At 45.8% G+C, this 24,105-nt stretch carries 19 protein-coding genes and 1 pseudogene; 10 read left to right on the forward strand and 10 right to left on the reverse strand.

Features of this window, described 5'->3' with window-relative positions; translation table 11 throughout:
• Positions 1-120 precede the first annotated feature (120 nt).
• From H0S56_RS12035 to H0S56_RS12055, 5 genes are all read left to right on the forward strand, one after another.
• Positions 121-654 carry an LPS-assembly lipoprotein LptE gene (locus tag H0S56_RS12035; protein WP_005103222.1) on the forward strand — a complete coding sequence of 178 codons (534 nt, stop codon included), beginning with the start codon at positions 121-123 and terminating at the stop codon, positions 652-654.
• Between the two features lie 9 nt (positions 655-663).
• Complete coding sequence (gene holA, locus H0S56_RS12040; RefSeq protein WP_004733070.1) at positions 664-1,650, forward strand: DNA polymerase III subunit delta; 987 nt, start codon at positions 664-666, stop codon at positions 1,648-1,650.
• A gap of 124 nt (positions 1,651-1,774) precedes the next feature.
• Positions 1,775-3,136 (forward strand): MacA family efflux pump subunit, encoded by a 1,362-nt coding sequence (locus H0S56_RS12045; RefSeq protein WP_195725155.1) that lies wholly within the window; start codon positions 1,775-1,777, stop codon positions 3,134-3,136.
• A 2-nt stretch (positions 3,137-3,138) separates the two neighbouring features.
• Complete coding sequence (locus H0S56_RS12050; protein WP_005245974.1) at positions 3,139-5,115, forward strand: MacB family efflux pump subunit; 1,977 nt, start codon at positions 3,139-3,141, stop codon at positions 5,113-5,115.
• A 10-nt stretch (positions 5,116-5,125) separates the two neighbouring features.
• Positions 5,126-6,544 (forward strand): efflux transporter outer membrane subunit, encoded by a 1,419-nt coding sequence (locus H0S56_RS12055; protein WP_195725156.1) that lies wholly within the window; start codon positions 5,126-5,128, stop codon positions 6,542-6,544.
• A gap of 68 nt (positions 6,545-6,612) precedes the next feature.
• Here the strand turns inward: H0S56_RS12055 and H0S56_RS12060 are convergent, their stop codons facing one another.
• The 3 genes from H0S56_RS12060 to orn all read right to left on the reverse strand — a co-directional run bounded on the left by H0S56_RS12060 (position 6,613) and on the right by orn (position 10,331).
• A complete protein-coding gene (locus H0S56_RS12060; RefSeq protein WP_195725157.1) occupies positions 6,613-8,448 on the reverse strand; it encodes a tetratricopeptide repeat protein in 1,836 nt (611 codons plus the stop codon).
• Positions 8,449-8,546: 98 nt separating this feature from the next.
• The gene (locus H0S56_RS12065; RefSeq protein WP_195725158.1) at positions 8,547-9,317 is read right to left on the reverse strand and encodes a tRNA threonylcarbamoyladenosine dehydratase; all 771 of its coding nucleotides are present in this window, start codon (positions 9,315-9,317) and stop codon (positions 8,547-8,549) included.
• Between the two features lie 456 nt (positions 9,318-9,773).
• Positions 9,774-10,331 carry an oligoribonuclease gene (orn, locus tag H0S56_RS12070; RefSeq protein WP_004278381.1) on the reverse strand — a complete coding sequence of 186 codons (558 nt, stop codon included), beginning with the start codon at positions 10,329-10,331 and terminating at the stop codon, positions 9,774-9,776.
• A gap of 125 nt (positions 10,332-10,456) precedes the next feature.
• On the opposite strand from orn, the gene rsgA reads away from it, so the two are divergent.
• The 4 genes from rsgA to secB all read left to right on the forward strand — a co-directional run bounded on the left by rsgA (position 10,457) and on the right by secB (position 12,789).
• Positions 10,457-11,515: a ribosome small subunit-dependent GTPase A gene (gene rsgA, locus H0S56_RS12075; protein ID WP_005103207.1), complete on the forward strand. Its 1,059-nt coding sequence runs from the start codon at positions 10,457-10,459 to the stop codon at positions 11,513-11,515.
• Positions 11,516-11,608: 93 nt separating this feature from the next.
• A complete protein-coding gene (locus H0S56_RS12080; protein ID WP_004278386.1) occupies positions 11,609-12,016 on the forward strand; it encodes a rhodanese-like domain-containing protein in 408 nt (135 codons plus the stop codon).
• A gap of 21 nt (positions 12,017-12,037) precedes the next feature.
• Entirely contained in the window at positions 12,038-12,292 is a 255-nt protein-coding gene (gene grxC, locus H0S56_RS12085; protein WP_004278388.1) for a glutaredoxin 3, read from the forward strand.
• Between the two features lie 38 nt (positions 12,293-12,330).
• Positions 12,331-12,789 carry a protein-export chaperone SecB gene (gene secB, locus H0S56_RS12090; protein ID WP_004647439.1) on the forward strand — a complete coding sequence of 153 codons (459 nt, stop codon included), beginning with the start codon at positions 12,331-12,333 and terminating at the stop codon, positions 12,787-12,789.
• Between the two features lie 175 nt (positions 12,790-12,964).
• Here secB and H0S56_RS12095 read toward each other — a convergent pair whose 3' ends face one another.
• The 7 genes and pseudogenes from H0S56_RS12095 to H0S56_RS12125 form a co-directional block, all read right to left on the reverse strand.
• Complete coding sequence (locus H0S56_RS12095; RefSeq protein WP_195725159.1) at positions 12,965-13,771, reverse strand: enoyl-ACP reductase FabI; 807 nt, start codon at positions 13,769-13,771, stop codon at positions 12,965-12,967.
• Between the two features lie 127 nt (positions 13,772-13,898).
• A complete protein-coding gene (locus tag H0S56_RS12100) occupies positions 13,899-14,720 on the reverse strand; it encodes a TatD family hydrolase (protein ID WP_195725160.1) in 822 nt (273 codons plus the stop codon).
• Positions 14,717-15,679: an RsiV family protein gene (locus H0S56_RS12105; protein ID WP_195725161.1), complete on the reverse strand. Its 963-nt coding sequence runs from the start codon at positions 15,677-15,679 to the stop codon at positions 14,717-14,719. The genes H0S56_RS12100 and H0S56_RS12105 overlap by 4 nt, the downstream gene beginning before the upstream one ends.
• Before the next feature lie 44 nt (positions 15,680-15,723).
• Positions 15,724-16,548: a hypothetical protein gene (locus H0S56_RS12110; protein WP_195725162.1), complete on the reverse strand. Its 825-nt coding sequence runs from the start codon at positions 16,546-16,548 to the stop codon at positions 15,724-15,726.
• Between the two features lie 111 nt (positions 16,549-16,659).
• Complete coding sequence (locus H0S56_RS12115; RefSeq protein ID WP_004647433.1) at positions 16,660-18,252, reverse strand: peptide chain release factor 3; 1,593 nt, start codon at positions 18,250-18,252, stop codon at positions 16,660-16,662.
• A gap of 140 nt (positions 18,253-18,392) precedes the next feature.
• Positions 18,393-20,249: pseudogene (locus H0S56_RS12120) on the reverse strand (putative bifunctional diguanylate cyclase/phosphodiesterase).
• 435 nt (positions 20,250-20,684) lie between these two features.
• Positions 20,685-22,871, reverse strand: a complete 2,187-nt coding sequence (locus H0S56_RS12125) for a carboxy terminal-processing peptidase (RefSeq protein WP_195725163.1) — start codon at positions 22,869-22,871, stop codon at positions 20,685-20,687.
• Between the two features lie 200 nt (positions 22,872-23,071).
• On the opposite strand from H0S56_RS12125, the gene nagZ reads away from it, so the two are divergent.
• A complete protein-coding gene (gene nagZ, locus H0S56_RS12130; protein WP_138743103.1) occupies positions 23,072-24,094 on the forward strand; it encodes a beta-N-acetylhexosaminidase in 1,023 nt (340 codons plus the stop codon).
• Positions 24,095-24,105: the final 11 nt, after the last annotated feature.

Below are 24,105 nucleotides of genomic sequence, written 5' to 3' on the forward strand. Positions count from 1 at the left end.
GAACTTTCTGAAGGATTTCACAATTCCCAAACAAAGCCCGTTGCCAGCCAACGGGCTTTGACTTTACAATCCAGTTCAGGATTTCAAATATTCCCCTTCGGGAAGCATAGAGGGCAACACATGCATTTGGGCAAACATTTAGCAGCAATTGTTTTAACTTGTGGTCTGAGTGCAGGCTTAGTCGGCTGTGGCTTTCATCTGAAAGGAACCAATCCGAGCTCCGCCCCTGTTGCTTACTCTGTCATGAGCCTGTCTTTACCGCCCAATACTGAAGAACTGCAAGAGAAACTGGCAGTTTACCTCGGTGCTGCAGGCGTACAGCTGAGTAATGCACCCAATGCTTATGTGTTACGTGTCCTGGATTACACCCCTCGCCGTCTGGAACTGAACGGTAAACTAGTTGAAACCTTGTTACGTTTAAACGTGACTTTCCGGATTGAAGATGCACAAGGCAATCCGATCACTGAACCACGCACTGTCGTGGCAACACGTACGTATCAATATGATATTGAAACGGTCAACACCGATGACCAGGAACAAAAATATCTGAATCAGGTCATTATTGATGATGTGGCGCAGCAGATCGCGCGTCAGATTTCATCGAACCGCTTACCCTTAGCCAAACAAAATACCTCAGCGCAACCTGCTCAATAAGACCTCTTTATGAAACTTGATTATCTGCAAGCCCTGAAACGTGTCGATGAAGCTCGCGGTGCTTGGGTCTTGCATGGTCAAGAGCCTTTGCTGGAACAGAATTTAATTGATGCCTTTCGGGCCAGCTGGCAAAAGCAGGACATTGAACGTCAACGCTATGACATTAGTTCGGTCGCCGACTGGAAAACCGTCTTTAATGCCTTGAACAGCTTGTCGCTGTTTTCAACCCAGTTGGCGATTGAAGTACATGGCAATATCAAACCGGATGCCAGCGCAATCAAGTTACTGAAAAACTATTTGCAGCATAATGAACAAAACCTGCTGTTGGTGGTGATGCCCAAACAGGATAGTAATAGCCTGAAATCCAGTTTCTTTCAGCTGATTGATGCCAATGGTGTGAATGTTTCGCTGGTGGCCAATTATCCAAAAGACCGGCAGCAGATTCTGGGTATTGAAGCTGAAAAACTCGGCATTCGTTTAGCCAATGATGCCTGGCAATGGCTGGAACAACATCATGAGCACAACCTGCTTGCAGCAAAGAACAGCCTGATGCGGGTTAGCGATACCTTTGCTGAAGTCGATATCATTCAGGTTGATCATTTATATGCATGTTTACAAGATCAGTCACGTTATAGCACCTATGATTTGAGCGATGCCCTGCTACAAGGTAATCTTTCCCAGTCGATCAAAATTTTTCAGTATCTAGTCGTTTCAGGTGAACCGATGAGCCTGATTTTATGGAGTCTCAGCAAGGAAATGCGTCTGTTGATGCAGCTGTTTGAACAACCGCAAAATGCCTTGCAAATCGGGATCTGGAAAACCAAAGTCGGGTTATATCAACAAGCCTTGCGCCGTCTCAGCCCACAGACTTTTCTGGCCTGGCCGGGGTTATTATTAAGAATTGATGCCTCAATTAAAGGACTCGGACATGAAAATCCGGAGCATTTGGTACTACAGGCGATTTCCAGTATCTGTGGCAAGCCCCTATTTCACTAAGTCTTTGTCAAAATTCGAAAAATAAAATAATAATCATTCCTATTAGTTTAAAAAAATACACGATTTATCCTAATTTCGCTTTTATAATCGTTCACAATTCTCTGATTTTGAACCGATATTGATCATGCCAAAAATAAAACCGACGAAATTGATTATGGCCACCGTGATTGCCATTGCGCTCATCGCTGCGGGGTGGTACTTCCTCAAACCCAAAGAACAGCCTCCGCAATATATTACGGCTGAAGTCACCCAAGGCGATATCGAAAGCTCTGTACTGGCGACTGGTATTCTGGAAGCGACCAAGATGGTCAGCGTGGGGGCGCAGGTTTCGGGTCAGGTCAGAAAAATGTATGTAGAACTGGGCGATCAGGTCAAGCAAGGTCAGCTGATTGCGCGGATTGACTCCGTTCGTCAGGAAAATGATTTAAAAACCGCTGAAGCCAGCATTAAAAATCAGATGGCACAACTTGCAGTAAGACAGGCGAATTTGGCCAAAGTTGAAGCTGAATACAACCGTCAGAAAGCCATGTATGCACAGGATGCCACTTCTCGCTCAGAGCTGGAATCGGCATTTGCGAACTATAAAACGGCGCAAGCGGATATCACCGCTATCAATGCACAGATTGAACAGTCGCGTTTGACGCTGGCGACTGCCAAAGAAGATCTTGGTTACACCCAGATTGTGGCGCCGATGGATGGCACGATTGTGGCGATTGTGACCGAAGAAGGTCAGACTGTAAACGCCAACCAGAGTGCGCCGACTATTGTGAAACTGGCCAAACTCGACACCATGACGATTAAAGCTGAAATTTCTGAAGCAGATGTCATGAAAGTTGAAGAAGGTCAAACGGTTTATTTCACTACCTTAGGCAATAACGAGAAAAAGATTTACGCCAAACTGCGTCAAGTTGAGCCTGCACCCAATTCAATTAATACCGATAGCAATACATCAAGCTCATCGTCAAGTTCTGCGGTGTATTACAACGCATTGTTCGATGTCCCGAATGAAGATGGAAAATTGCGTATTGATATGACGGCGCAAGTTTATATCGTGCTGGATGAAGCCAAAAATGTACTGACCATTCCTGCTGCAGCCATTCAAGGTTCAAACCGTCCGCCACGTGCCAATCGTGGTGAAGCGCGTGGTGAGGGTTCTCGCGGTGAAGGCGGCCCGGCATCACGTTCTGAAGCTGAATCGGCTCAAGGCAACCGCCCTGCCGGTGAACGTCCAGCGCGTCTAAACCTGTCTGAAGCAGAACTTGCGCTGATTGAGCAAGGTAAAGCACAGCGTGGCATGGTTCGTGTCTTGCAAGCCGATGGTACTGCAAAACCAACCCCTGTATTAATCGGTTTGAATAACCGCGCGACTGCGCAAGTGCTGAAAGGTTTAAAACGTGGTGATCAGGTGGTGATTGCCGATGGTTCTGATACCTCCAATGATGCAGCAAAACGCGGTGGCAATAGCCGTGGCCCAATGAGAATGTAAGCATGAATTCACAACAACAGCCTCTCCTCGAGGTGAAAAATCTGGTTCGTGAATTCCCTGCGGGTGAAAGCACGGTCCAGATTTTAAAAGGGGTGAATCTAGAGATTTATCCGGGTGAACTGGTGGCGATTGTCGGTCAGTCCGGTTCCGGTAAATCGACCCTGATGAACATTCTGGGTTGTCTGGACAAACCGACCACGGGTAGCTACAAGGTCAAAGGCCGTGAAACCCGGGAACTTGAAGCGGATGAACTGGCGCAATTACGCCGTGAATATTTCGGCTTTATTTTTCAGCGTTATCATCTGCTGGGCGATTTAAATGCAGCAGGCAATGTCGAAGTCCCTGCGATTTATGCCGGTGCGGATTCATCTGAACGGCATGCGCGAGCCGTCAAGATTCTGACTGATCTCGGTCTGGGTGAAAAAACCCAGAACCGTCCGAGCCAGCTCTCTGGTGGTCAGCAGCAACGGGTTTCGATTGCCCGTGCGCTAATGAATGGCGGTGACGTGATTCTGGCCGATGAACCGACAGGTGCATTGGACAAGAACAGCGGTATTGAAGTGATGCGTATTTTGCGTGAACTGAATGCCAAAGGTCATACCATCATTCTGGTCACGCATGATCATAATGTAGCGAAAAATGCGACCCGGATTATCGAGATTTCAGACGGTAATATCATTTCCGACCAGCCCAATGTTCCTGAAGTCGAAGAGCATCTGGAAAAACAGCCGCTGATCCGCAGTGAACAAAAGAAGATTTCTTCATGGCGTTCTGCAGTTGACCGTCTGGGTGAAGCCTTCCGGATGGCCTTGCTGGCCATGAATGCACATCGCATGCGGACTTTCCTCACCATGCTCGGAATCATTATCGGTATTGCTTCGGTGGTCTCGGTGGTGGCACTCGGTAATGGCTCACAAAAGCAGATTCTGGAAAATATCAGCAGTCTGGGGACCAATACCATTACCGTATTTCAGGGTCGAGGCTTTGGGGATAATTCCAGATCTTCACAGTCCAAAACCCTGATTCCGGCCGATGCCGATGCGCTAGCTGAACAACCGTATGTCGATGGCGTCAGCCCATCGGTGAATAGCAGTGTCACCGGCCGTTATAAAGAAATCGAAGCTTCAGCTACGGTCAACGGCGTCAGTGAAGATTTCTTCTACGTGCGTGGCATGACTTTCCAGTCCGGTCAGCCTTTTGACCGCAGTAGCGTCATGCAACAGGCGCAAGATGTCGTCATTGACACCAATACCAAAAACACCTTCTTTAAGGATGGCACCAATCCGGTGGGTCAGGTGATTTTACTCGGGAGCGTACCGAGCCGGATTATCGGGGTGATTGACGCGCAAAAAGGCATGATGGGCAATAATGACAGCCTGAATGTCTATCTGCCGTATTCCACCGTCATGAGCCGTATGCTGGGGCAATCCAATGTGCGTAGCATCATTGTGCGGATTAAGGATGAATACCCAAGTGCGGCGGCTGAAAATGCGATTCTGAATCTGCTGGTACAGCGACATGGCGCGCAGGATGTGTTTACCCAGAATGCCGACAGTATTCGTGAAACCATTCAGCAAACCACGGCGACCATGACTCTGCTGATTTCAGCAATTGCGGTAATTTCACTGGTGGTCGGCGGGATTGGCGTAATGAATATCATGCTGGTATCGGTAACCGAACGTACTCAGGAAATTGGTGTGCGTATGGCGGTGGGTGCCCGTCAAAGTGATATTTTGCAGCAATTCCTGATTGAAGCCGTTCTGGTCTGTATCTTGGGTGGTATTTTGGGTGTGCTGCTTTCCCTCGGGATTGGCCAATTAATTACCCATTTTGCCGGCGGTACTTTCCAGATGGCGTATTCAACCACTTCGATTGTAGCGGCCTTTGTCTGCTCAAGCCTGATCGGGATTGTGTTTGGCTTTATCCCGGCACGTAACGCTGCTCGTCTGAATCCAGTCGATGCGCTCTCTCGCGAATAAGGAACCTGATATGCAAATGAATTTAACCAAGCTTGCCAGTGCCCTTTTGCTGGGAAGCTCGCTGGTCGGTTGTGCCGCAGTGGTAAAAACACCGTATGAACAGCCTGCGCTTAATATGCCGGGCAGCTTTCAAAACAATAAGGTGCTTAGTCAGCAGATTCATGCCGATATTCTGGCAGATCAATGGTGGACTTTATTTAAAGATCCGCAATTAAATAATTTGGTGAATGAAGTATTGGCGCAGAATACCGACCTGGCAGTGGCTGGCATTAGTTTACAACAGGCCCGCATTCAAGCCAGACAGGCTCAAAGCCAGCAAGGCGTTCGTGTCGGTGATGCAAGAATTTCAACGGGCCATCGTTTTAGCCTAGATGGTGGTGGCGATTCTTCGACCGGTATTTCTCTGGGTTATCCGGGCTTAAGCTATGAACTGGATCTGTTTGGCAAACTGGCCAATCAAACCGAAGCCGCTCGCTGGGAGGCCTTAGCCTCTGAAGAAGACTTGCAGGCAACTGCTCAGAGCCTGATCGGCACCACAGCGCAACTCTATTGGCAACTGGCTTATCTGAATGAACGTTATAGCGTGGTACAGCAAAATCTGGCGACCGCGCAAAAAACCTATGATCTGGTGCGAGTGCAATATCGTGCCGGCGCAGTATCCGGTCTGGATTTAACCCAGGCGGAACAGGCGATTCAAAGCCAACAGGCAACCTTAAGCCAGATTGAACAACAACGTGTGGAAACACGTACCGGACTCGCGGTATTGCTGCACATGCCGGTTCAACAGCTCGCGATTCAAGAGCCAAGTCGTTTACCGAATATTCAATTGCCGAGTATTCAGGCCGACTTACCGGCAAGTTTATTGTCACGTCGTCCTGACCTTCGAGCGACTGAACTGCGCTTGCGTAAGGCACTGGCCAATAAAGATGCCAACAAAGCCAGCTACTATCCATCCATTAGTTTGACCGGTAATCTGACCACCGGTATTGGCAGCAGTACGTCCCTCTCCAATGCACTGAAAAATCCGGTTGCAACTTTAGGTGCTGGCCTGACTTTGCCATTCCTGCAATGGAATGACATGAAACGTGATCTGCAAGTCAATGAGCTGGAATACGAAAAAGCGATTATGCAATATCGCCAGACCATGTATGAGGCCTTTTCCGATGTGGAAAATGCCTTGTCGAATCGTACTGAGCTCACTAAGCAGGTTGCATTACAGCAACGTAATGTCGAACTGGCTGAACGTACCGAACGCCTGACTGAAGTACGTTATCGTAATGGCGCGGTGGCGTTAAAGAACCTGCTGGATGCACAGGAAACTACGCGCAATGCGCGGCTGTCTTTGGTGCAAACCCGACAGAATCAATATAATGCCTATGTCACCTTGATGCAGGCATTGGGTGGTAGCCCGATTAAACAATTGCCTTAACAAAGCTTGATTCATAAAAAAACCGCTGTTAGACAGCGGTTTTTTTAGCTCGTATGATTTGAGCCAGTTTATTTCATTTGCAAATACGCATTCACATTTTTCAATAATTCAATTGATCGTTCATGTCCGAGCAAACTGCCCTTTTCCAGCCAGTCCCGTGCAATCCCAATATCACGCTCCACGCCAATGCCTTTGGTATATAAACGCCCAAGATGACTATAGGCATCTGCATTCACCTGCGCTGCCGCCTGCTGATAATACTGTACGGCTTGCTCAATATTACTCTCAACACCTTGACCTTGCTCATAGGCTTCACCCAGAGCATTTAGCGCCACACCATTCTGCTGAGCGGCTGCTTTTTGCAGATAGCTCAAGCCTAAGGCAATATCCTGCGCAATCTGTTGCCCTTCAAGATACTTCAAGCCCAATTCTGCTTGTGCCTGGGCATGACCCAATTGCGCAGCTTGATGCAGATAGCGATTTGCCAACTCTAAATTGTTCACAAAGACAGGATAAATGCCTGACAGGGCTTGGTACAGGAACCAGGCTGCCTCTTTCGAACCTTTGGTAACGGCCTGATTCAGGTACTGGACAGCTTTATCACGTGTCGGCAATGGATATTCAGCCAGACTATAAAACCAGCCGACGCTATAAATCAGATCCGCCTCAGACCGAGCTTCAATCTGCCAATACTGTTGTGCAGCCTTCTGAATCATTTGTGTGGCTTTATCCGTATCTTTAACTGTGCCTATACCGTTTAAATAACACAGCGCTAGCCCCATCTGCGCAGACACATCTTCAGGACTAAGCTGATAGGCAGCCTGATATAACTCAAATGCTTTTTGCGGTTCGTTGGCCACCAGGTGCTGCTCAAAATACAGCGCAGCAATCATGCATAATGCAGGCGCATGCTGACTGTTGGCCGCTTCCGACCAGTAACGAAATGCCATGGTTTCATTTTTATCAACATACCAGCCATGAAAATAAGCCAGCCCGATTAAAGTCTTGGCTTGTGCATCGGCATGCTCTTTGGACTGCTGCAATAAATGCTGGAACACGCGTTGACGCTGGTCGGTATCGATACGGCCTTGTAACACACCGGCATAATAATCATAGAGACCTTTCTGGTCACCGAGACTGATACAGCGTTTAATAAATTGCAGCGATTGCATCAGGTCTTGGGGGAGAATCTGTCCATGCCCATAATCATCGGCGATCTGCTGATTAGCGGCCAAATGATCTTGTTGTGCCGCCAGAAACAGATAATGAATTCCTTGCACTAAATCTTGGGTTGTTGAATCTGCCAAATAATACTGAGCCAACTGATACTGCGAATTGGCATGACCCTGCCCGGCATTTTGAATTAATAATGCCAGACGCTGTTTTTCTGCAGTCATCTCATTTTGAGGCTGGCCTTCGGTAGAAGAAAGTTCAGTAATACGATATTGGGCATCCAGATTGCCACGTGCTACCGCATGTCGGTACCAATACAAAGCTTTTTCCGGGTCAGCCTGTTGATATGCCTCCCCTTCATGAATCCGCCCCAAATGATAAGCCGCTTCATCACTGCCCAAGCGAAAGGCTTTGTCTAGGTAGCTAATGGCTTTTTCAGTATTTTGCTCATGTCCCAGACCTTGCAGATGCATCAGACCCATGCCTACATAGGCTTGTGGGATTTCCTGTTGCTGGGCCAGCCCCTGATAAATCTGATAGGCACGTTCATAATTCGGATATTCCGGATCTGAACTCAAACGTGCTGCATGTTTCAGTTGAGCATCAATCTGCTCAATCCATAAATCATGTTGTACAGCCTTCGCCTGATCACGTTTCACCGGATCCGGACGTTTCCACATCCAGATCGCCAACGCCCCTATCCCCAAAATCAATACCAGCAAGAACCACATAACTGCTCCAAAACATTATTTTTGTTCTGCAAATGAATCCTTTCATTCTAAACGCCGTCTCAAAAAAAGCACATATCTTGTGCTTTTTATTTTGTAAATCAGGCTTTTGCTCTTTTACTATCCAGCTTCTTCAAGCCTTCTGCCACAGCGACCATGGCAAAGCTTGAAGTCACCACCACGGCAGAGCCATAACCACCACAGCGCAAGCCGGCACTGGCACAGACATCGGCACTCGAGAACGGATTATCGATTGAATAGACACAGGTAATGCCGAATTTTTCTTTAGGTTTTTTACAAATACCTTTGCCGCGTAACTGGGCACGCAATTTGGCCAGCATCGGGTCCTGTTCGGTTTTAGATAAGTCTGCGACACGAATTTTCAGGGGATCCAGTTTACCGCCTGCTCCGCCTGACACAATCAAGGGAATCTTGTTAAAGCGACAATGCAGCATCAAGGCAAATTTGGCCTTCACATCATCAATACAGTCGAGAATTAAATCAGGATTACCTGCTAAAATTTCTTTGATATTTTCCGGCGTCAGATAGTCATCAATCAGATTAATCTTGATCCGTGGATTAATGGCATGACAACGCTCGGCCATCACTGCAATTTTTTCATGGCCCAAGGTCGTGCTCATGGCAGGCAATTGACGATTAATATTGGATGCCGCCACCACATCCATATCGACCAAACTCAGCTCGCCCACACCGCTACGTGCCAGCGCTTCTACTGCCCAAGAACCGACACCACCGATGCCAATCACCGTCACATGACTTTTTTCATAATGACTGAAGCTGTCTTCTCCATAAATTTTGGCAACACCCGCAAAGCGGCGCTCATATTCATCGTCTTGAAGCAGTTCAGTCATAAGTCATCAATAGCTGTTAAATCACGGCTTATTTTAGCAAAGTCAGCATTTTTTTACTGCTTCTAAAATTTTGATACAAAATCTATCAGCAAAATCAGAAAGATAAATTCAGGAACATTTATAATTGGATAAAATTCATACATAAAACTTTAAATATGGGAGTCAAACACTGTGCTGATCAATGCTCTTTTGGCTCTCAATTTTATCCTGATCACTCTACATTTTTATTTTCACAGTAGCCAAAAACAGAAAAACTATGCGCTGAGTATTTTTATTCGTTTGCTGATTTTAGGCCTATTCGGATATGTGATCCTAGATCGCCATGAAACCCAGACCCATCTGATTTTGGTACTGATATCCTGGGTGATATTTGAACTGATTGAGAGTTTATATCAAAAGAAAAAAGCATCAATCTCATAAAAAAAGAGGCTTGCGCCTCTTTCAATCCATCTAAACTTAGTCTTTATTCATGATAAAGAAATATTGACGATAGTATTTCAGTTCGGCAATTGAATCACGAATGTCATCCATCGCCAGATGCGAAGCATTTTTCTTGAGACCACTCATGATTTCAGGACGCCAGCGTTTTGCCAGCTCTTTCACTGAAGATACATCCAGATTACGGTAGTGGAAATATTGTTCCAGCTCAGGCATCAGGCGGTGCAAGAAACGGCGATCCTGACAGATCGAGTTGCCACACATCGGGGATGACTTTGGATTGACCCATTTTTTCAGGAATTCAATGGTTTGCTGTTCTGCATCCTGAGCCGTCAGTTTACTGCGACGCACCCGTTCAATCAGACCCGATTGACCATGTTGACGAGTGTTCCACTCATCCATGGCATTTAACAGACGTGCAGGCTGATGCACCGCGAGCACAGGACCTTCTGCCAGAATATTCAAATTGTCATCGGTTACAATTGTTGCAATTTCAATAATTTGATCATTGTCTGTGTCTAGACCTGTCATTTCAAGGTCAATCCAAATCAGGCGGGTATCAGCGGTGCTGCTCATAAATGTGCAATCTTATTGGGTTTAAAAACAACTATAGTAGCAAATTAATTACATCTTGGGTGTCATTCGGGGGCTGCTTCATGCTATTTTTGCCATCTGATTTACCCGGTTTTTTTAGGATATGAATGGCCTTAATACGTAAGCGTCGTCTGACAGAGCAACAACAGCGCCGCATTCAGAAACAACAGAAAACACGTCAAGAAGATCTCGATACCTCCAGTGATCTTGAAGGTTTAGTGGTGCAACATTATGGCCGCCAACTTGAAGTGCAAGCTTTGTCTCGCCCTGACATTCACCCTGAAAAACCTGTGGTCGCCGATGGTGAGCCTGAACCTTTCTGGAAAGAGATTGAACTGGACAGCGTCTGGCGCTGTCATACCCGGACCAATCTGGATTTATTGGTCACGGGTGACCGGGTCAAATGGCAAGCCGATCCGAATACCGGTTTAGGAATTATCACCGCGATTCATCCCCGAAAATCCTTATTGACACGCCCCGACCGCTATCACAAGGTTAAACCGGTAGCGGCCAACATTTCACTGATTGTGATCGTGTTTGCACCATTGCCTGAGCCAGCGCCGGGCCTGATCGACCGTTATCTGGTGGCCTGTGCCGATGCCGATATTCCTGCATTGCTGGTGATGAATAAAGCCGATTTGTTAAAAGAAAACGATCCGATTCTGACTCTGCTGCAAGAATATCAAGATCTCGGTTATGAAGTGATGCAGACCCAATCCGATGGCGACCTGACTGCACTGTCTAATCGTCTGGAAAATGAAACGGTGGCTTTCGTCGGTCAATCTGGTGTGGGTAAAAGCACGCTGATTAATGCGATCGTGCCGGATGCCGCACAGAAAACCAATATTATTTCGGAAAACTCGGCACTTGGTCAGCACACTACGACATCAACGCGCTTGATCGGTTTTGGTGAAGGTGCCGCCCTGATTGACTCTCCGGGAATTCGTGAATTTGGCCTGTGGCATCTGACTTTAGATAAGGTACAAAGCGGCTTTCCTGAAATTGAAAATCTGCTCGGACATTGTCAGTTCCGTAACTGTACCCATAAGCATGAAAAACAATGTGCTTTACGCCAGGCCGCCGCAGCAGGTGAAATTTTACCGCGCCGACTGGACAGCTATTTACGTTTAATCGACGAAATCACTGAAGCACAGCAAAAAAATTAATTTTCTTAACCCTTGGCCCTTGAAGCGGTGATTTTGATCACCATATTTATGAGCTATACTCTTGGCAATTTTAAAATTGTAATTAGGTGAATTGTGGAACGTTGGTTCGAGTTTATGGGGAATCACCCCTTCTTATTTGGAACACTCGCGGTATTAGTGGTTTTGTTCTTCATTATCGAAGGTCAACGTAACGGTCGCAAAATTTCTCCGCAATCGCTGGGAATTTTAGTCAAAGCAAAAAATGCCATGCTGATTGATTTACGTGATGCAAAAGACTTCCGTGAAGGTCATATCAGCGGCAGCCGTAATATTCCATATAGCCAGATTACAAAACATGTTGAAGAGCTGAAAGCATCTGATCGCCCTTTGGTGTTCATTTGTAACCTTGGACAGGTGGCTGGTACTGCATTACAGCAGGTCGGTCATGCTGATGCATACCGTCTTGATGGCGGCGTCAGCAACTGGAAAGCTCAAGGTTTACCTTTGGTGAAAAGCAAATAATCCACGAACAGGAGATTGATCATGGCTGAAGTTACTATTTACTCGACGACAGTATGTCCTTATTGCGTGCGTGCAAAACAGCTACTGGAACGTAAGGGTGTGGCATATAAAGAGATTAACTTGTCTCAAGAAGCGCCTGAAGTACGTCTTGAATTGATGCAGCGTACCAATCACCGTACCGTGCCACAAATTTTTATTAATGATCAGTTCATCGGTGGTTTTGACCAACTTTATGCTTTAGAGCGTGAAGGCAAACTTGATGAATTGCTGGCTTAACCTTACTAAAATTATCACTTCATATTAAGGATCAAAAAATGAGTGAAGAACAACAAGCTCAACCACAATTGGCATTAGAGCGTATTTACACCAAAGATATTTCTTTTGAAGTTCCTGGGGCGCAAGTTTTTACCAAGCAATGGCAACCTGAGTTAAACATCAATCTTTCTTCTTCTGCAGAAAAAATTGATGAAACTCATTTTGAAGTAGCTTTGAAAGTCGTGGTTCAAGCGACCAACGAAGGTGATACCGCGTTTATCGTTGATGTGACTCAAGCTGGTATTTTCCTGGTGGATGGCGTTGAAGAAGAGCGTCTTCCATATATCCTGGGTGCATACTGTCCGAACATTCTGTTCCCGTTCCTACGTGAAGCAGTGAATGATATGGTGACTAAAGGCAGCTTCCCACAGTTGCTACTTACACCAATCAACTTCGATGCTGAATTTGAAGCCAATATGCAACGTGCCCAAGCCGCTGCTGTGGATGGTCAAGCTTAATCGCTGTCATTCAAATCTAAAAAAGACCGCTTGTGCGGTCTTTTTTATTGCCTTGAGTGGCCTCCCCCTTTATCAAAGGGGGAATGAGGGGGATTTTAATCATTTCCTCACTCAGAGAAAGAAGTCATTCCCCTCTCTCTAACTCTCTCCCTGAGGGAGAGAGGATTTATAGGACTTATTCCGCATCCGCCATCAAATCAGCGCTCATACCTACCGTATTGAAACCGGCATCGACATACAGGATTTCACCGGTAATTCCGTTAGCCCATGGCGAGCACAGGAACAATGCAGCATTACCGACATCTTCAATCGTCACATTACGTTTTAATGGAGCAACTTTCTCATTCAGGTCAAGCATTTTACGGAATGATTTAATACCTGAAGCTGCCAAAGTACGGATTGGACCCGCAGAGATCGCATTCACGCGAATACCTTCCTGACCCAAGCTAGACGCCAAATAACGTACGCCTGCTTCTAAAGAGGCTTTAGCCATACCCATCACGTTATAGTTTGGCATTACACGCTCAGAACCTTGATAGGTCAGCGTCAGCAAACAGCCTTGACGGACTTGCAGCAAAGGTTTTGCCGCACGCGCCATCGCAATAAAGCTATAAGCACTGATGTCATGCGCAATATTAAAACCTTCACGATCCGTGATCTCGGTGAAGTCACCATCCAGCGTATGTGCCGGTGCAAAACCGATAGAATGCACTACGCCGTCCATACCATCCCAGTGTTTAGCCAGTTCAGCAAATGCCTGGTCAATTTCAGCATCGACTGCCACATCACAAGGAAAAACCAGTTTTGAACCAAACTGTTCAGCGAAGTCATCTACCCGCTTTTTCAGCTTTTCATTTGGATAAGTAAAAGCCAATTCAGCACCTTCACGATGCAATGCCTGAGCAATACCAAAAGCAATCGATAATTTACTCGCAATGCCCGCGATCAAGAAGCGCTTACCCGCCAAAAGTCCTTGTGCCATGTGAATCTCACCTAAAAGAATGTATATGGCATGATGCCAAGTCTGGAGCATTTTAGAAATTGCATAATGCACCTTTTTTTCGACTTATGATGAACTGGGAATTTAAGACCGAGTTAAGAGCGTTAACTTAAATGGCCAGATGCAGGGCCTGATGAGTATTTTGCCAGAGCTGTTCAGCCAGTTCCTCTTTGTGCATATGTAGACTCTTTGCCAGTCCTTGCAACACATAAGGCAAATTTGCAGGCGTATTTCTAGTACGATGTTCGCTCGAACTTTGACAACAGAGCGGCGTCATATCTGGACAGTCGGTTTCCAGCACCAGATGTTCTGGTCCGACATACTGCACCACTTGATGAAGTTTTTTGGCATTTGGATTGGTGATTTGCCCCGTGATACCCAGTTTGAATCCCAGCTTGATAAAAGCCTTGGCTTCCTCAATTCCACCACCAAAGGCATGTGCAATGCCGCCCTGCTTAAACTGCTGCTGTTTTAACATCTGCAAAACCTCCGCATGTGATTTACGGATATGCAGCAAAACTGGCTTATTGAATTGTTGTGCCAATTCAAGCTGTTCAGCAAAAAAATCTTTTTGCTTTTGAAAAATTTCCGCTTGTTTATGCTGTTTTAAAAAGGTATCCAGACCGATTTCACCAATGGCAATACAGTGCTCATTTTTAAGCAGTTGCTCCAGCTCCTGTAAATGATCAGTCTGATGCTGTTCAATATAAAATGGATGCAAGCCCGGTGCTAAATGACTTTGCGGTGCATTTTCCAGGTCATTAATAAAGTCATGAGTTCGTAACAGATCAGCAAAACGGTTTTGCAAAAAACCAATTAAAACCAGATGCTCGACACCTACCGCTTTGGCCGCATACGCCAACTGTTCCCGATCAGAATCAAAATCGGGAACATCAAAATGGGTATGCGTATCAAACAGTTTCAAGGTCATTTGGTTTTTGCAGTAGGTGCTGGCTGTGCCTCAGAGGCAGCTTTTTCAGTTTGAGGCAGATATTCAGGTTTCAGTACACCTTGTAGCTGCTCATAAGGAATCATTAAACGTGGCAAGCCAACTACATATGGCCCAATTTCATATTCGGCATATTGCAAGACCAGACCTTGCTGGGCCAGATAAAAATTATCGGTGAGTTTAAACTTCCAGGCCTGTTCATATTCCGCCACATCTTTGGCCAGTTTGGACTCTACCACCCAGTTTTTAAACGCGTCATAAGCACGCGCTTCCAGTTGAGCTTTCTGTTTGGCTGCAATAATGTCATCCAGCTTGACCAGTTTCTTCTGCTCTAGATCAAAATTATAATAAGTCTGTGCAGATGCGCCGTGTGCTCCCCCCAGATAATAACTGCTGTTCAGAACCACGGTCGCCAAAGGATCTCCTGAATTCAGAATCTTGGGCTTAATCATCAGGCTAATACTATGACTGGCACTCAGGGCCTTAAGCTCCTTATCCAGATTCAAGAAAGTCTGCATATAAGGCTGGGTTTGCTGTTCAAGCTGCTGTTTCGGTGTGGTCACTGTGGCCAAAGCCGCTTTAGGTTCAGAGGCGGCAACGTCTGCTTCGCTGGCAGCGCTCACTTTTGCCGGTTCAATTGCATCAACAGACAGGATATTTTTCAACTGTTGCAGAATCTGCTGGTCGATCCATTCATCAATAAAGCTCTGATTACTATTCAGACGTTCGATCGAGATTTCTGGACAGCTTTTGTCTTCACATTCTGGAATCGCCAGCTTGAGCTTTTCGGTATCGCCGCTGAGTTTAAGTGCTTCAGCTTCGGCTTGTAGCACCTCGGAAGCACTTGAGTCTTCCGGCTCATTACTCTTCGGCTGGCAGGCACTCAGCAAGATCGCTGATGCCAGGATGGATAAATAAAAGATATTCTTGTATTTTGGCATTCATTCACCTTTTTGGAACCTGTACGTTTGCAGGATCATGAGCTTTAAAACATATGCTGATAGATATCAGCTTTCAAGACCTGTTGTGTTTGTTGTTTTGTTAAATAAATATCCAGTTGTTTGGCATCTTTGCTGATTTCATGACTGCGAAAATGCAGCCCAATACCTTCCTGATCAAAGAACCAGTCAGCCTGTCCCCAATACAGTTTTTTCGGTGCCTTCTGCTGAACTTGCGGATCATTTTCTTTGAGCCATGTCTCATAGGCTTGCTGAATAATCTGATCCATTACTAACTGTTGCTTAGGATCGATAATATCCAGTGGAGTCAGCATTTTCTGCTGGCGACGATCAGCCACAAAAAAATAATAGCGCTCATGCACGCTGACATTTTCCTGTTTGGTATCGACCCCGATCTGCATCAATACATATTGATTGCGCTGGTAAGGAATGCGGGTATATAGCGATAATTCATAAGCCTTGTTCAAATTGATCTGCGCCTGCCAGGCATCCGATTTTTTTACATAGGCATTGATGGCCTGCTGTAAATTCATGTCCTGTTTCAAACCGATTTGATCCTGGATCACTTTGGCCTGCTGCTTTTCAATCCACTGGTTCATCCATGGATCAACCGTATGCAAGGTCTGAATATCCAGATTGATACAGTTTTTATTTTCACAAAATGGCAAGGCAATTTTAGCCGGCTGCTCTTGAATATTCAGATAAGGCAAAACATCTGCGGTCTGCTGAGCTGCGGTCATTTTCTCATTTTGCGGAGTATTAACAGGCTCTTTTTCGCTTTGATCACAGCCACTCAGGACAAGACTTAAACCAATCACAGAACCGAGGACGACTTCCTTGCTGAGCTTCATTCTCTTTGCTATATCTATCGAGTTATTAATTGCTTAAATGTAGCATAAAATAAAACAGCTTCCGGAGAAGCTGTTTGATATTTTTAAACTTTAGCTGCGAAGCCTGAAATTTTAGTGTTCACGCGTATTGTGGAACACGATGTCCGGATAACGTTCTTGCATGAGCTGTAAATTCACCCGGCTTGGCGCAAGATAAGTTAAATGACCACCGCCATCGACAGACAACTGGTCATGGGCTTTTTTCTTGAATTCGTTGAATTTCTTCTCGTCATCACAAGATACCCAACGCACTGTGTTGATACTGACCGGTTCGTAAACACAATCCACCTTGTATTCTTCTTTCAGACGGTAAGCCACTACTTCAAACTGTAGCACACCCACCGCACCCACGATCAGGTCGTTGTTATTCTGCGGCATGAATACCTGGGTCGCGCCTTCTTCTGAAAGTTCTTTCAGACCTTTTTGCAACTGCTTGGATTTTAATGGATCCTTCAAGCGGACACGACGGAACATTTCCGGCGCAAAGTGCGGGATACCGGTGAACTGAAGTTTCTCACCCGAGGTAAATGTATCACCAATCTGGATGGTGCCATGGTTATGCAGACCAATAATATCACCCGGCCAAGCTTCTTCCAGATGCTGACGATCACCGGCCAAGAAAGTTAAGGCATCGCTGATGCGCACATCTTTATCCAAACGTACATGCTTCATCTTCAAGCCTTTTTCATACTTGCCTGAACAGATCCGCATGAAGGCAATACGGTCACGGTGTTTCGGATCCATATTGGCCTGAATTTTAAAGACAAAACCGGTGAAGCCTTCTTCATCAGCTTCTACAACACGATCTTGGGTCGGATGGGCTTTAGGAGATGGCGCATATTGACTGAAGGCATCCAGAACATGGTCGACACCAAAGTTACCCAAGGCTGTACCGAACAGAACAGGCGTTTGACGACCCGCCAGGAATTCTTCACGATCTAAAGGTTCGTTGGCCATTTGTACCAGTTCAAGCGATTCTTCAAATGCCGCCCAAGCCAGCTCACCGACTTTCTCACGAAGATCAGGATAGTCATAACCATCACGCACTTCGATCTCGGTAATCACTGAACCGAAACCAGCTTTATACACGTAGAATTTTTCTTCGATTAAATTAAATACACCTGCAAAATCACGGCCTGTACCGAGCGGCCAGGTGATCGGGACACATTTAATTTTCAGAACGTTTTCGATTTCATCCAGAAGCTCAAGCGGTTCACGGATTTCACGGTCCATTTTGTTGACGAATGAGATGATCGGAGTATCGCGCATCCGACACACTTCCATCAGTTTAATGGTACGGTCTTCGACACCTTTTGCACCATCAATCACCATCAGCGCAGAGTCTACTGCGGTCAAAGTACGATAAGTATCTTCCGAGAAGTCCTCATGTCCCGGGGTATCCAGAAGATTGATCATCTTGTCTTTAAAAGGAAATTGCATCACCGAAGTCGTGATCGAGATACCACGCTCTTTTTCCATTTCCATCCAGTCCGATGTTGCGGCCCGGTCAGATTTACGGCTTTTTACCATCCCGGCCACCTGAATGGCCTGACCCCATAACAGCAATTTTTCTGTCATGGTGGTTTTACCGGCATCGGGGTGGGAAATAATAGCGAACGTACGTCGCTGGGCGACTTGTGCCGCCAGTTCTTGCTTAAAGCTCATGAAATACACCTACTGCTCAATGCACAGCATTCGAGATCAAATTCGATCAATATGAAAAAAATTGGCGATATTGTAGCAGAGTTTCAGGGTGGAGTTCCGTTAGCCATGTTGTCTATCCTGACGCTCAATGAATTAGAGCGCTATTCATGGAATTGTAAGTTTTCTAGTCGTTGTTCATCTACCGGCAAGCCCAGCAAAAAGCCTTGTAACTGTTCACAACCGAGCCGGGTTAAAATTTCTGCTTGCGCTTCTGTTTCAACACCTTCGGCGGTCACCACCAAGCCCAGTTTTATGGCCAGCTGAATAATGCTTTCCAGAATCATTTCCTCTTTGGAGCCGACTGCCAGATTTTTGATAAATTCCCGGTCAATTTTTAACTCATCTACGGCGAAATTCTTTAAATAGAGAAAACTGGAATGCCCTGTACCAAAATCATCAATGGCTAGACGGATGCCCATTTGTCTTAAGCGCTTAAAGCTGCGCATACTCACATCAATATGATGCATGGCAGTCGATTCAGTAATCTCGATCATTAAATGCTGAGGACTGATTTTATATTGTGCAAATAACTTTTCTAAAGTACTAAACAAATGCTTATGCTCAAATTGTACTGCAGACAAATTGACCGCGATAGGGAAAAATTCAGTATGTGTCTGTTGCCATTTTTGAATCTGCTGACAGGCCAGCTCCAATGCACAATAGCCCATTTGAATAATCAGTCCGGTTTTTTCAGCCGCATTGATAAACAGATTCGGGCCGAGCAAACCAAACTGGGGATGGTTCCAGCGAATTAATGCCTCTACCCCACACAAGCTACGGTCTTTGGTCCGAAACTTGGGCTGATAAAACAGCACAAACTGCTGCTCTTCCACGGCTTTATATAGGTCATTAATCAGGGTACTCTGGCTCTTGCTTTCATCCTGGTCGGTAGAATAATTAAAGACTGAATAGGTATTGCGCCCCTAATACTTGGAACTCAGCATGGCGGCATCAGCATTGACCAGCAGATCCTGTAAATTCTTGCCGTGTTCCGGATACATGGCAATGCCAATACTGCCCGAGATATGAATACTCTTGCCTTCAATCAGGAAACTTTCCTGAATCAGTTCAAGAATCTGTTCTGACATTTTTGCAGCTTTGGCGACAGATGTGTTTTCCAGTACCAGCAGAAATTCATCCCCACCAACTCTGAGCAGCTTGGAATGATGGCCTAATAACAGATGAATCCGCGTGGTCAATTGAATCAGCAACTGATCACCGACCAGATGGCCAAACACATCATTGACTGCTTTAAAACGATCCAGATCGATATATAAAAAAGCAATTTCATGCTGCTGTTCGGACTGACCTGAAAACAGCAGATTTGCATATTCAGCCAGATACAAACGGTTAGGTAATTTGGTCAGATTGTCCTGAATGGTCTGATTTTCAATTTGTTGATTGGCCCATGCAAGCTGACGGTTGCGTAATCCCACACGCAGTTCGGATACGACGATACACATCAGCGTCACCAGCAGCAATCCACTCATCAGTATCATGGCCAGAAATAGCTGATCATGTGCCTGAACTAATTCCGGTGACTGTTGCACATGGGCAGCAGTAAAATTGAATGACATCATGCTAATAGAGTGCATGCCAAAGATGCCGAGTGCGATCACACCTGCTACGAGAACTGCCCGGAAAAATGACCAGGTACTTCTGGTACTTAACCAGAGGGTAAACATAGCGGCAATACATATCACCAGAACAGATAGAAGCAGCGCCCCCCAATCCAGCTCGTATTTATTCAGCACAAAACCTGCTGTCAGCCCGATAAAATGGATCAACCAGATGAGTAGGCCCAATAGTATGGCGGTTAGCATTAAATTGAAGGTTTTAAAGTTTGGCTGTGAAGCGCCTGAAGCAAATTTTTTAATCCGTGCGATGAGATAGCAAGCGACCAATGCAGAAAGAACGGACCCGATGAGCAGACCAATATCATGCTGAATGTCAATCATATAAAATGTTCCCCAGCGGTGATCATTTTTATTATGCTCTGCACTGATATTTCCATTTTCACCCGGTCAAATTTGAGCTCAGTAAAATCTCAAGACTGACCATCTATGCAAGCCAATTGGTCTGCAACAACATCAGTCTTAACTAAAATTTAGAATTTATATTTCTTTCTTTTGAAGTTGAGAATTGCCTCAAAAATAAGACTCAACAGAAAAATAAAATACAACTTATATATTAGAAGTGTTTCAAATTTAAGCAAATATTTAGCTTCATTTTTTTAGCTCATTTATTCGATCACCATCACAATTTTTTTCTTTTTATTTAGACAGATGGCACTTCATAGCAAAATTTTATTTGTTCTTTCGTGCAGATTTGCAAAATAAAAAAATAGCCTGTCGAAACAGGCTACTTTTATCAACGACCAATGAGGCTAAAACTTAGGGTTTTGCCTGTAATTTGGCATAGTCCAGTAACACATTTGCCGCTTCAATCACAAATGCTTCTTCTTCAGGCAGAGCCGGACGTTCTTTGGCCTTCATCTTGGCACGTGTTTCAATCAAGGCATCCAGTGAAGCCTGATAACTTTCCCAGTTTGGATAAGGTTTCAGACCTGTTGCAGCACGACGAGTGTTTTCTGCGTCCAGCGTTTTTTGCTCCATGGCAATCAACTCAGCTTTACGCTGTTGCAAGTCCAGTACCTGACGTTTCTCTTCTTCAGCTTTCTTCATCACGGCTTTACGCTGTTCTAAATACTTGAACTGAGAATCCAGTGTGACCCGTTGCTGAGAAAGTTTAGCCAATTCAGGAACGTATTTCTGTACTGCACCTTCGCGTTTAAATGGTGCCGTTGGAATAGTATCCCACTGCAGGGCATTTTTGGCCTTACGCTCACCAAACTCCTCGTTATAAATATCGACCAGTTTAATGTCCGGAACGACCCCTTTATTCTGGGTACTGCCACCGGTCACACGGTAGAATTTACGCTGCGTCAATGTCGCCTGACCATGCGCCAGACTATCCAATTGTACTTGTGCTGTACCTTTACCGGTGGTAGTACTGCCAATCACAATCCCGCGTTCATAATCCTGAATCGCAGCAGAGTAAATTTCACTGGCCGATGCAGAGGCAAGATTCACCATCACTGCCAGTGGACCTGCATAGGTTTGTGCGCCGCCATCATCATCCTCAAAGACGCTGACATTGCCATTGCCATCACGGATCTGTACCACTGGACCAGACTTGATCACCTGCCCCAACATACGTGCCACTTCTTCCAGTGAACCACCTGGGTTATTCCGCAAATCAACAATAATCCCAGCAACATTCTTCGCCGCGAGTTCTTTCAAGGCTTTGTTGGTATCTTCAGATACCGAGCGATAATCCGTACCGGCACGGCGTGCACGATAGTTCAGATAGAACGACGGAATTTCGATCACACCATATTGATATTTTTTACCGTCACGTTGAATGTCGACTACACGTGTACGTACACCAGCATCTTCTTCCTGAATCACGTCACGGGTAATGGTCACATTACGTGCCTGCCCCATGGCAGCACCCGCACCGAGTAAGCGTAAAGTGACTTTCGTGCCACGTTTACCACGAATCAGACCGACAATTTCATTACTTGGCCAGCCAATGACATCAATCATCTGTTCGCCGTCTTGCGCCACACCAATGATACGATCACCTGATTTAACTTGACCGGATTTGCTGGCCGGACCACCTTCAACGATGGTTTCAATCTTGGTATAATCTTCATTGCCACGCTCCGGACGAATCGATACGCCGACGCCTTCCAGCTGTAAAGTGGTCTGACGATTCAGCTCCATCGCATCCACAGGCGGGAAGTAATTACTGTGGGGATCATAAGTCAGCATCATCGCGTTCAGTGTCTTGTCGAGCACATCATCACTTTTGACGCGGCTGAGACGTTCCAGTTGACGGGTATAACGCTTGGTTAAGGTTTGCGCAGGCGTCAGATCTTCAGGACCCGTGAGGTCTTGTCCATTGGCCAATTCCGGATTGGCTTTCAGAGCTTTCTGCTTGGCCAATTCCTCTTCTTTACTGATGGTCAGATTGATCAGCTGAGACACCAGCATTTTTGACCAGTGCGCGCGCTGTTCAGCTTCAGTTTTAAAGAACGGTGCTTTTTCACGATCCGTTTCGATATAAACATTTGGCTGATTCAGATTCTGCGGTTTTTTCAGCTCATTCAACATGTAGGTGTAGAACTGGTGCAATCGCTGTTGATATTGCGCATGCATTTCATAAGGACCAGACAAATTGCCGGCTTTCAGATTGGCACCAAAATTGGCACCATAGCGTTTCTTATAGTTTTCAACTTCTGGAGCCAGAAACAGACTGTGCTCCGGATCAAGACTATCAATATAGAAATCAAAAATACGCTGCGAAGTTTGGGCATCCAGACGCATATTTAAATAGTGCTGACGGTCAACCAGGGTTGCCAGCTGACGTGACACCAGCGCCTGCTCTTGAGATGGCTGAATTGCTTTACTGACCACTTCATTACTATTGGCCGCAATCGCATCATTCACTACATGGGTAAAAAAGAATCCACCTGTCGCAATCGCAACTGCGCAAGCTATAGTTTGAAATTTCATAAATAATTCGTACTTCCTTGGCCTAGAGACCAATGTGACCGTGTTGCTTTTCGACCAGAATTTAACGTATTCAGCATCTTAAACAACTTAATATGTTTATGTCGTGTAGTTTTATCATATTCTGTGCTGACAAAGTGTAGCAAATCATTGCAGAATTCAGGTATTGTTTTCTCCGAAAAACTCTAAAACGGATTCCGCATATGATTGGCGCATTGATGCTCGACATCGCAGGCACAACCCTCACTCAAGAAGATATTGAACTATTAAGTGCGCCGCAAGTCGGTGGAGTGATTTTATTTGGTCGCAATATCGAATCTCCCGCCCAAGTCCGTGCTTTGACCGATCATATGCGTCAGGTGCGTCCTGATATTTTAATTGCAGTGGATCAGGAAGGCGGTCGTGTACAGCGTTTAAGACAAGGCTTTACCCTGCTGCCTGCCATGGGGAAATTTGGCGAACTTTATACGAGCGATCCACAGCGTGCCCTTGAACTGGCTGAAAAATGCGGCTGGCTGATGGCGACTGAAGTACTGGCTGTCGGAATTGATTTCAGCTTTGCACCGGTACTGGACCTGAATGACATCAGTGATGTGATCGGTGATCGTAGCTTTGCCCAAAATATTCAGGACATTATTCCACTCGCCAGCGCATTTCTAAAAGGTATGAAACGTGCCGGTATGGCTTCAACTGGTAAACATTTCCCCGGTCATGGCTCTGTTAAAGCAGACTCGCATGTTGCTGCAGCAATTGATACGCGCTCCTATGCAGAGATTCAGCAAAAAGATATGCAAACATTTATCCAGTTACAACCACAACTGGATGCGCTAATGCCGGCTCATGTCATCTATAGCCAGGTTGATCCTAATCCGGCAGGCTTCTCGGAATTCTGGATTCAGAAGGTTTTACGTCAGGAGCTGGGCTTTGACGGCGTCTTGTTCTCGGATGATTTAAGCATGCAGGCCGCATGTGTCGCAGGCGGTGCCGATGCCCGAATTCAGGCCGCACTCAAAGCTGGTTGTGATATGGGTCTGGTCTGTAATGATCGTGCGGCACAATGTATCGCACTGGAAGGAATTGAAGATCTGCCCCTCCCGAACCAGCAACGCCTGGAACGCATGCGCGGCAACATCCCGAACATCCAGATTGGTGATGAACTGGATCTGGGTGAAGAATGGCGCGAGATCCGTGATGAAATACTGGCATTTAAACAGCAATCCAGCTAAAACTTTTTAAA

This window comes from Acinetobacter lwoffii, assembly GCF_015602705.1.
GTDB lineage: Bacteria > Pseudomonadota > Gammaproteobacteria > Pseudomonadales > Moraxellaceae > Acinetobacter > Acinetobacter lwoffii_E.

What these genes read in the sequence shown, in the direction of transcription:
- H0S56_RS12035 (WP_005103222.1), top strand. Translation starts at nt 121, where the DNA reads ATGCATTTGGGCAAACATTTAGCAGCAATTGTTTTAACTTGTGGTCTG.
- holA (WP_004733070.1), top strand. Translation starts at nt 664, where the DNA reads ATGAAACTTGATTATCTGCAAGCCCTGAAACGTGTCGATGAAGCTCGC.
- H0S56_RS12045 (WP_195725155.1), top strand. Translation starts at nt 1,775, where the DNA reads ATGCCAAAAATAAAACCGACGAAATTGATTATGGCCACCGTGATTGCC.
- H0S56_RS12050 (WP_005245974.1), top strand. Translation starts at nt 3,139, where the DNA reads ATGAATTCACAACAACAGCCTCTCCTCGAGGTGAAAAATCTGGTTCGT.
- H0S56_RS12055 (WP_195725156.1), top strand. Translation starts at nt 5,126, where the DNA reads ATGCAAATGAATTTAACCAAGCTTGCCAGTGCCCTTTTGCTGGGAAGC.
- H0S56_RS12060 (WP_195725157.1), bottom strand. Translation starts at nt 8,448, where the DNA reads ATGTGGTTCTTGCTGGTATTGATTTTGGGGATAGGGGCGTTGGCGATC.
- H0S56_RS12065 (WP_195725158.1), bottom strand. Translation starts at nt 9,317, where the DNA reads ATGACTGAACTGCTTCAAGACGATGAATATGAGCGCCGCTTTGCGGGT.
- orn (WP_004278381.1), bottom strand. Translation starts at nt 10,331, where the DNA reads ATGAGCAGCACCGCTGATACCCGCCTGATTTGGATTGACCTTGAAATG.
- rsgA (WP_005103207.1), top strand. Translation starts at nt 10,457, where the DNA reads ATGGCCTTAATACGTAAGCGTCGTCTGACAGAGCAACAACAGCGCCGC.
- grxC (WP_004278388.1), top strand. Translation starts at nt 12,038, where the DNA reads ATGGCTGAAGTTACTATTTACTCGACGACAGTATGTCCTTATTGCGTG.
- secB (WP_004647439.1), top strand. Translation starts at nt 12,331, where the DNA reads ATGAGTGAAGAACAACAAGCTCAACCACAATTGGCATTAGAGCGTATT.
- H0S56_RS12095 (WP_195725159.1), bottom strand. Translation starts at nt 13,771, where the DNA reads ATGGCACAAGGACTTTTGGCGGGTAAGCGCTTCTTGATCGCGGGCATT.
- H0S56_RS12100 (WP_195725160.1), bottom strand. Translation starts at nt 14,720, where the DNA reads ATGACCTTGAAACTGTTTGATACGCATACCCATTTTGATGTTCCCGAT.
- H0S56_RS12105 (WP_195725161.1), bottom strand. Translation starts at nt 15,679, where the DNA reads ATGCCAAAATACAAGAATATCTTTTATTTATCCATCCTGGCATCAGCG.
- H0S56_RS12110 (WP_195725162.1), bottom strand. Translation starts at nt 16,548, where the DNA reads ATGAAGCTCAGCAAGGAAGTCGTCCTCGGTTCTGTGATTGGTTTAAGT.
- H0S56_RS12115 (WP_004647433.1), bottom strand. Translation starts at nt 18,252, where the DNA reads ATGAGCTTTAAGCAAGAACTGGCGGCACAAGTCGCCCAGCGACGTACG.
- H0S56_RS12125 (WP_195725163.1), bottom strand. Translation starts at nt 22,871, where the DNA reads ATGAAATTTCAAACTATAGCTTGCGCAGTTGCGATTGCGACAGGTGGA.
- nagZ (WP_138743103.1), top strand. Translation starts at nt 23,072, where the DNA reads ATGATTGGCGCATTGATGCTCGACATCGCAGGCACAACCCTCACTCAA.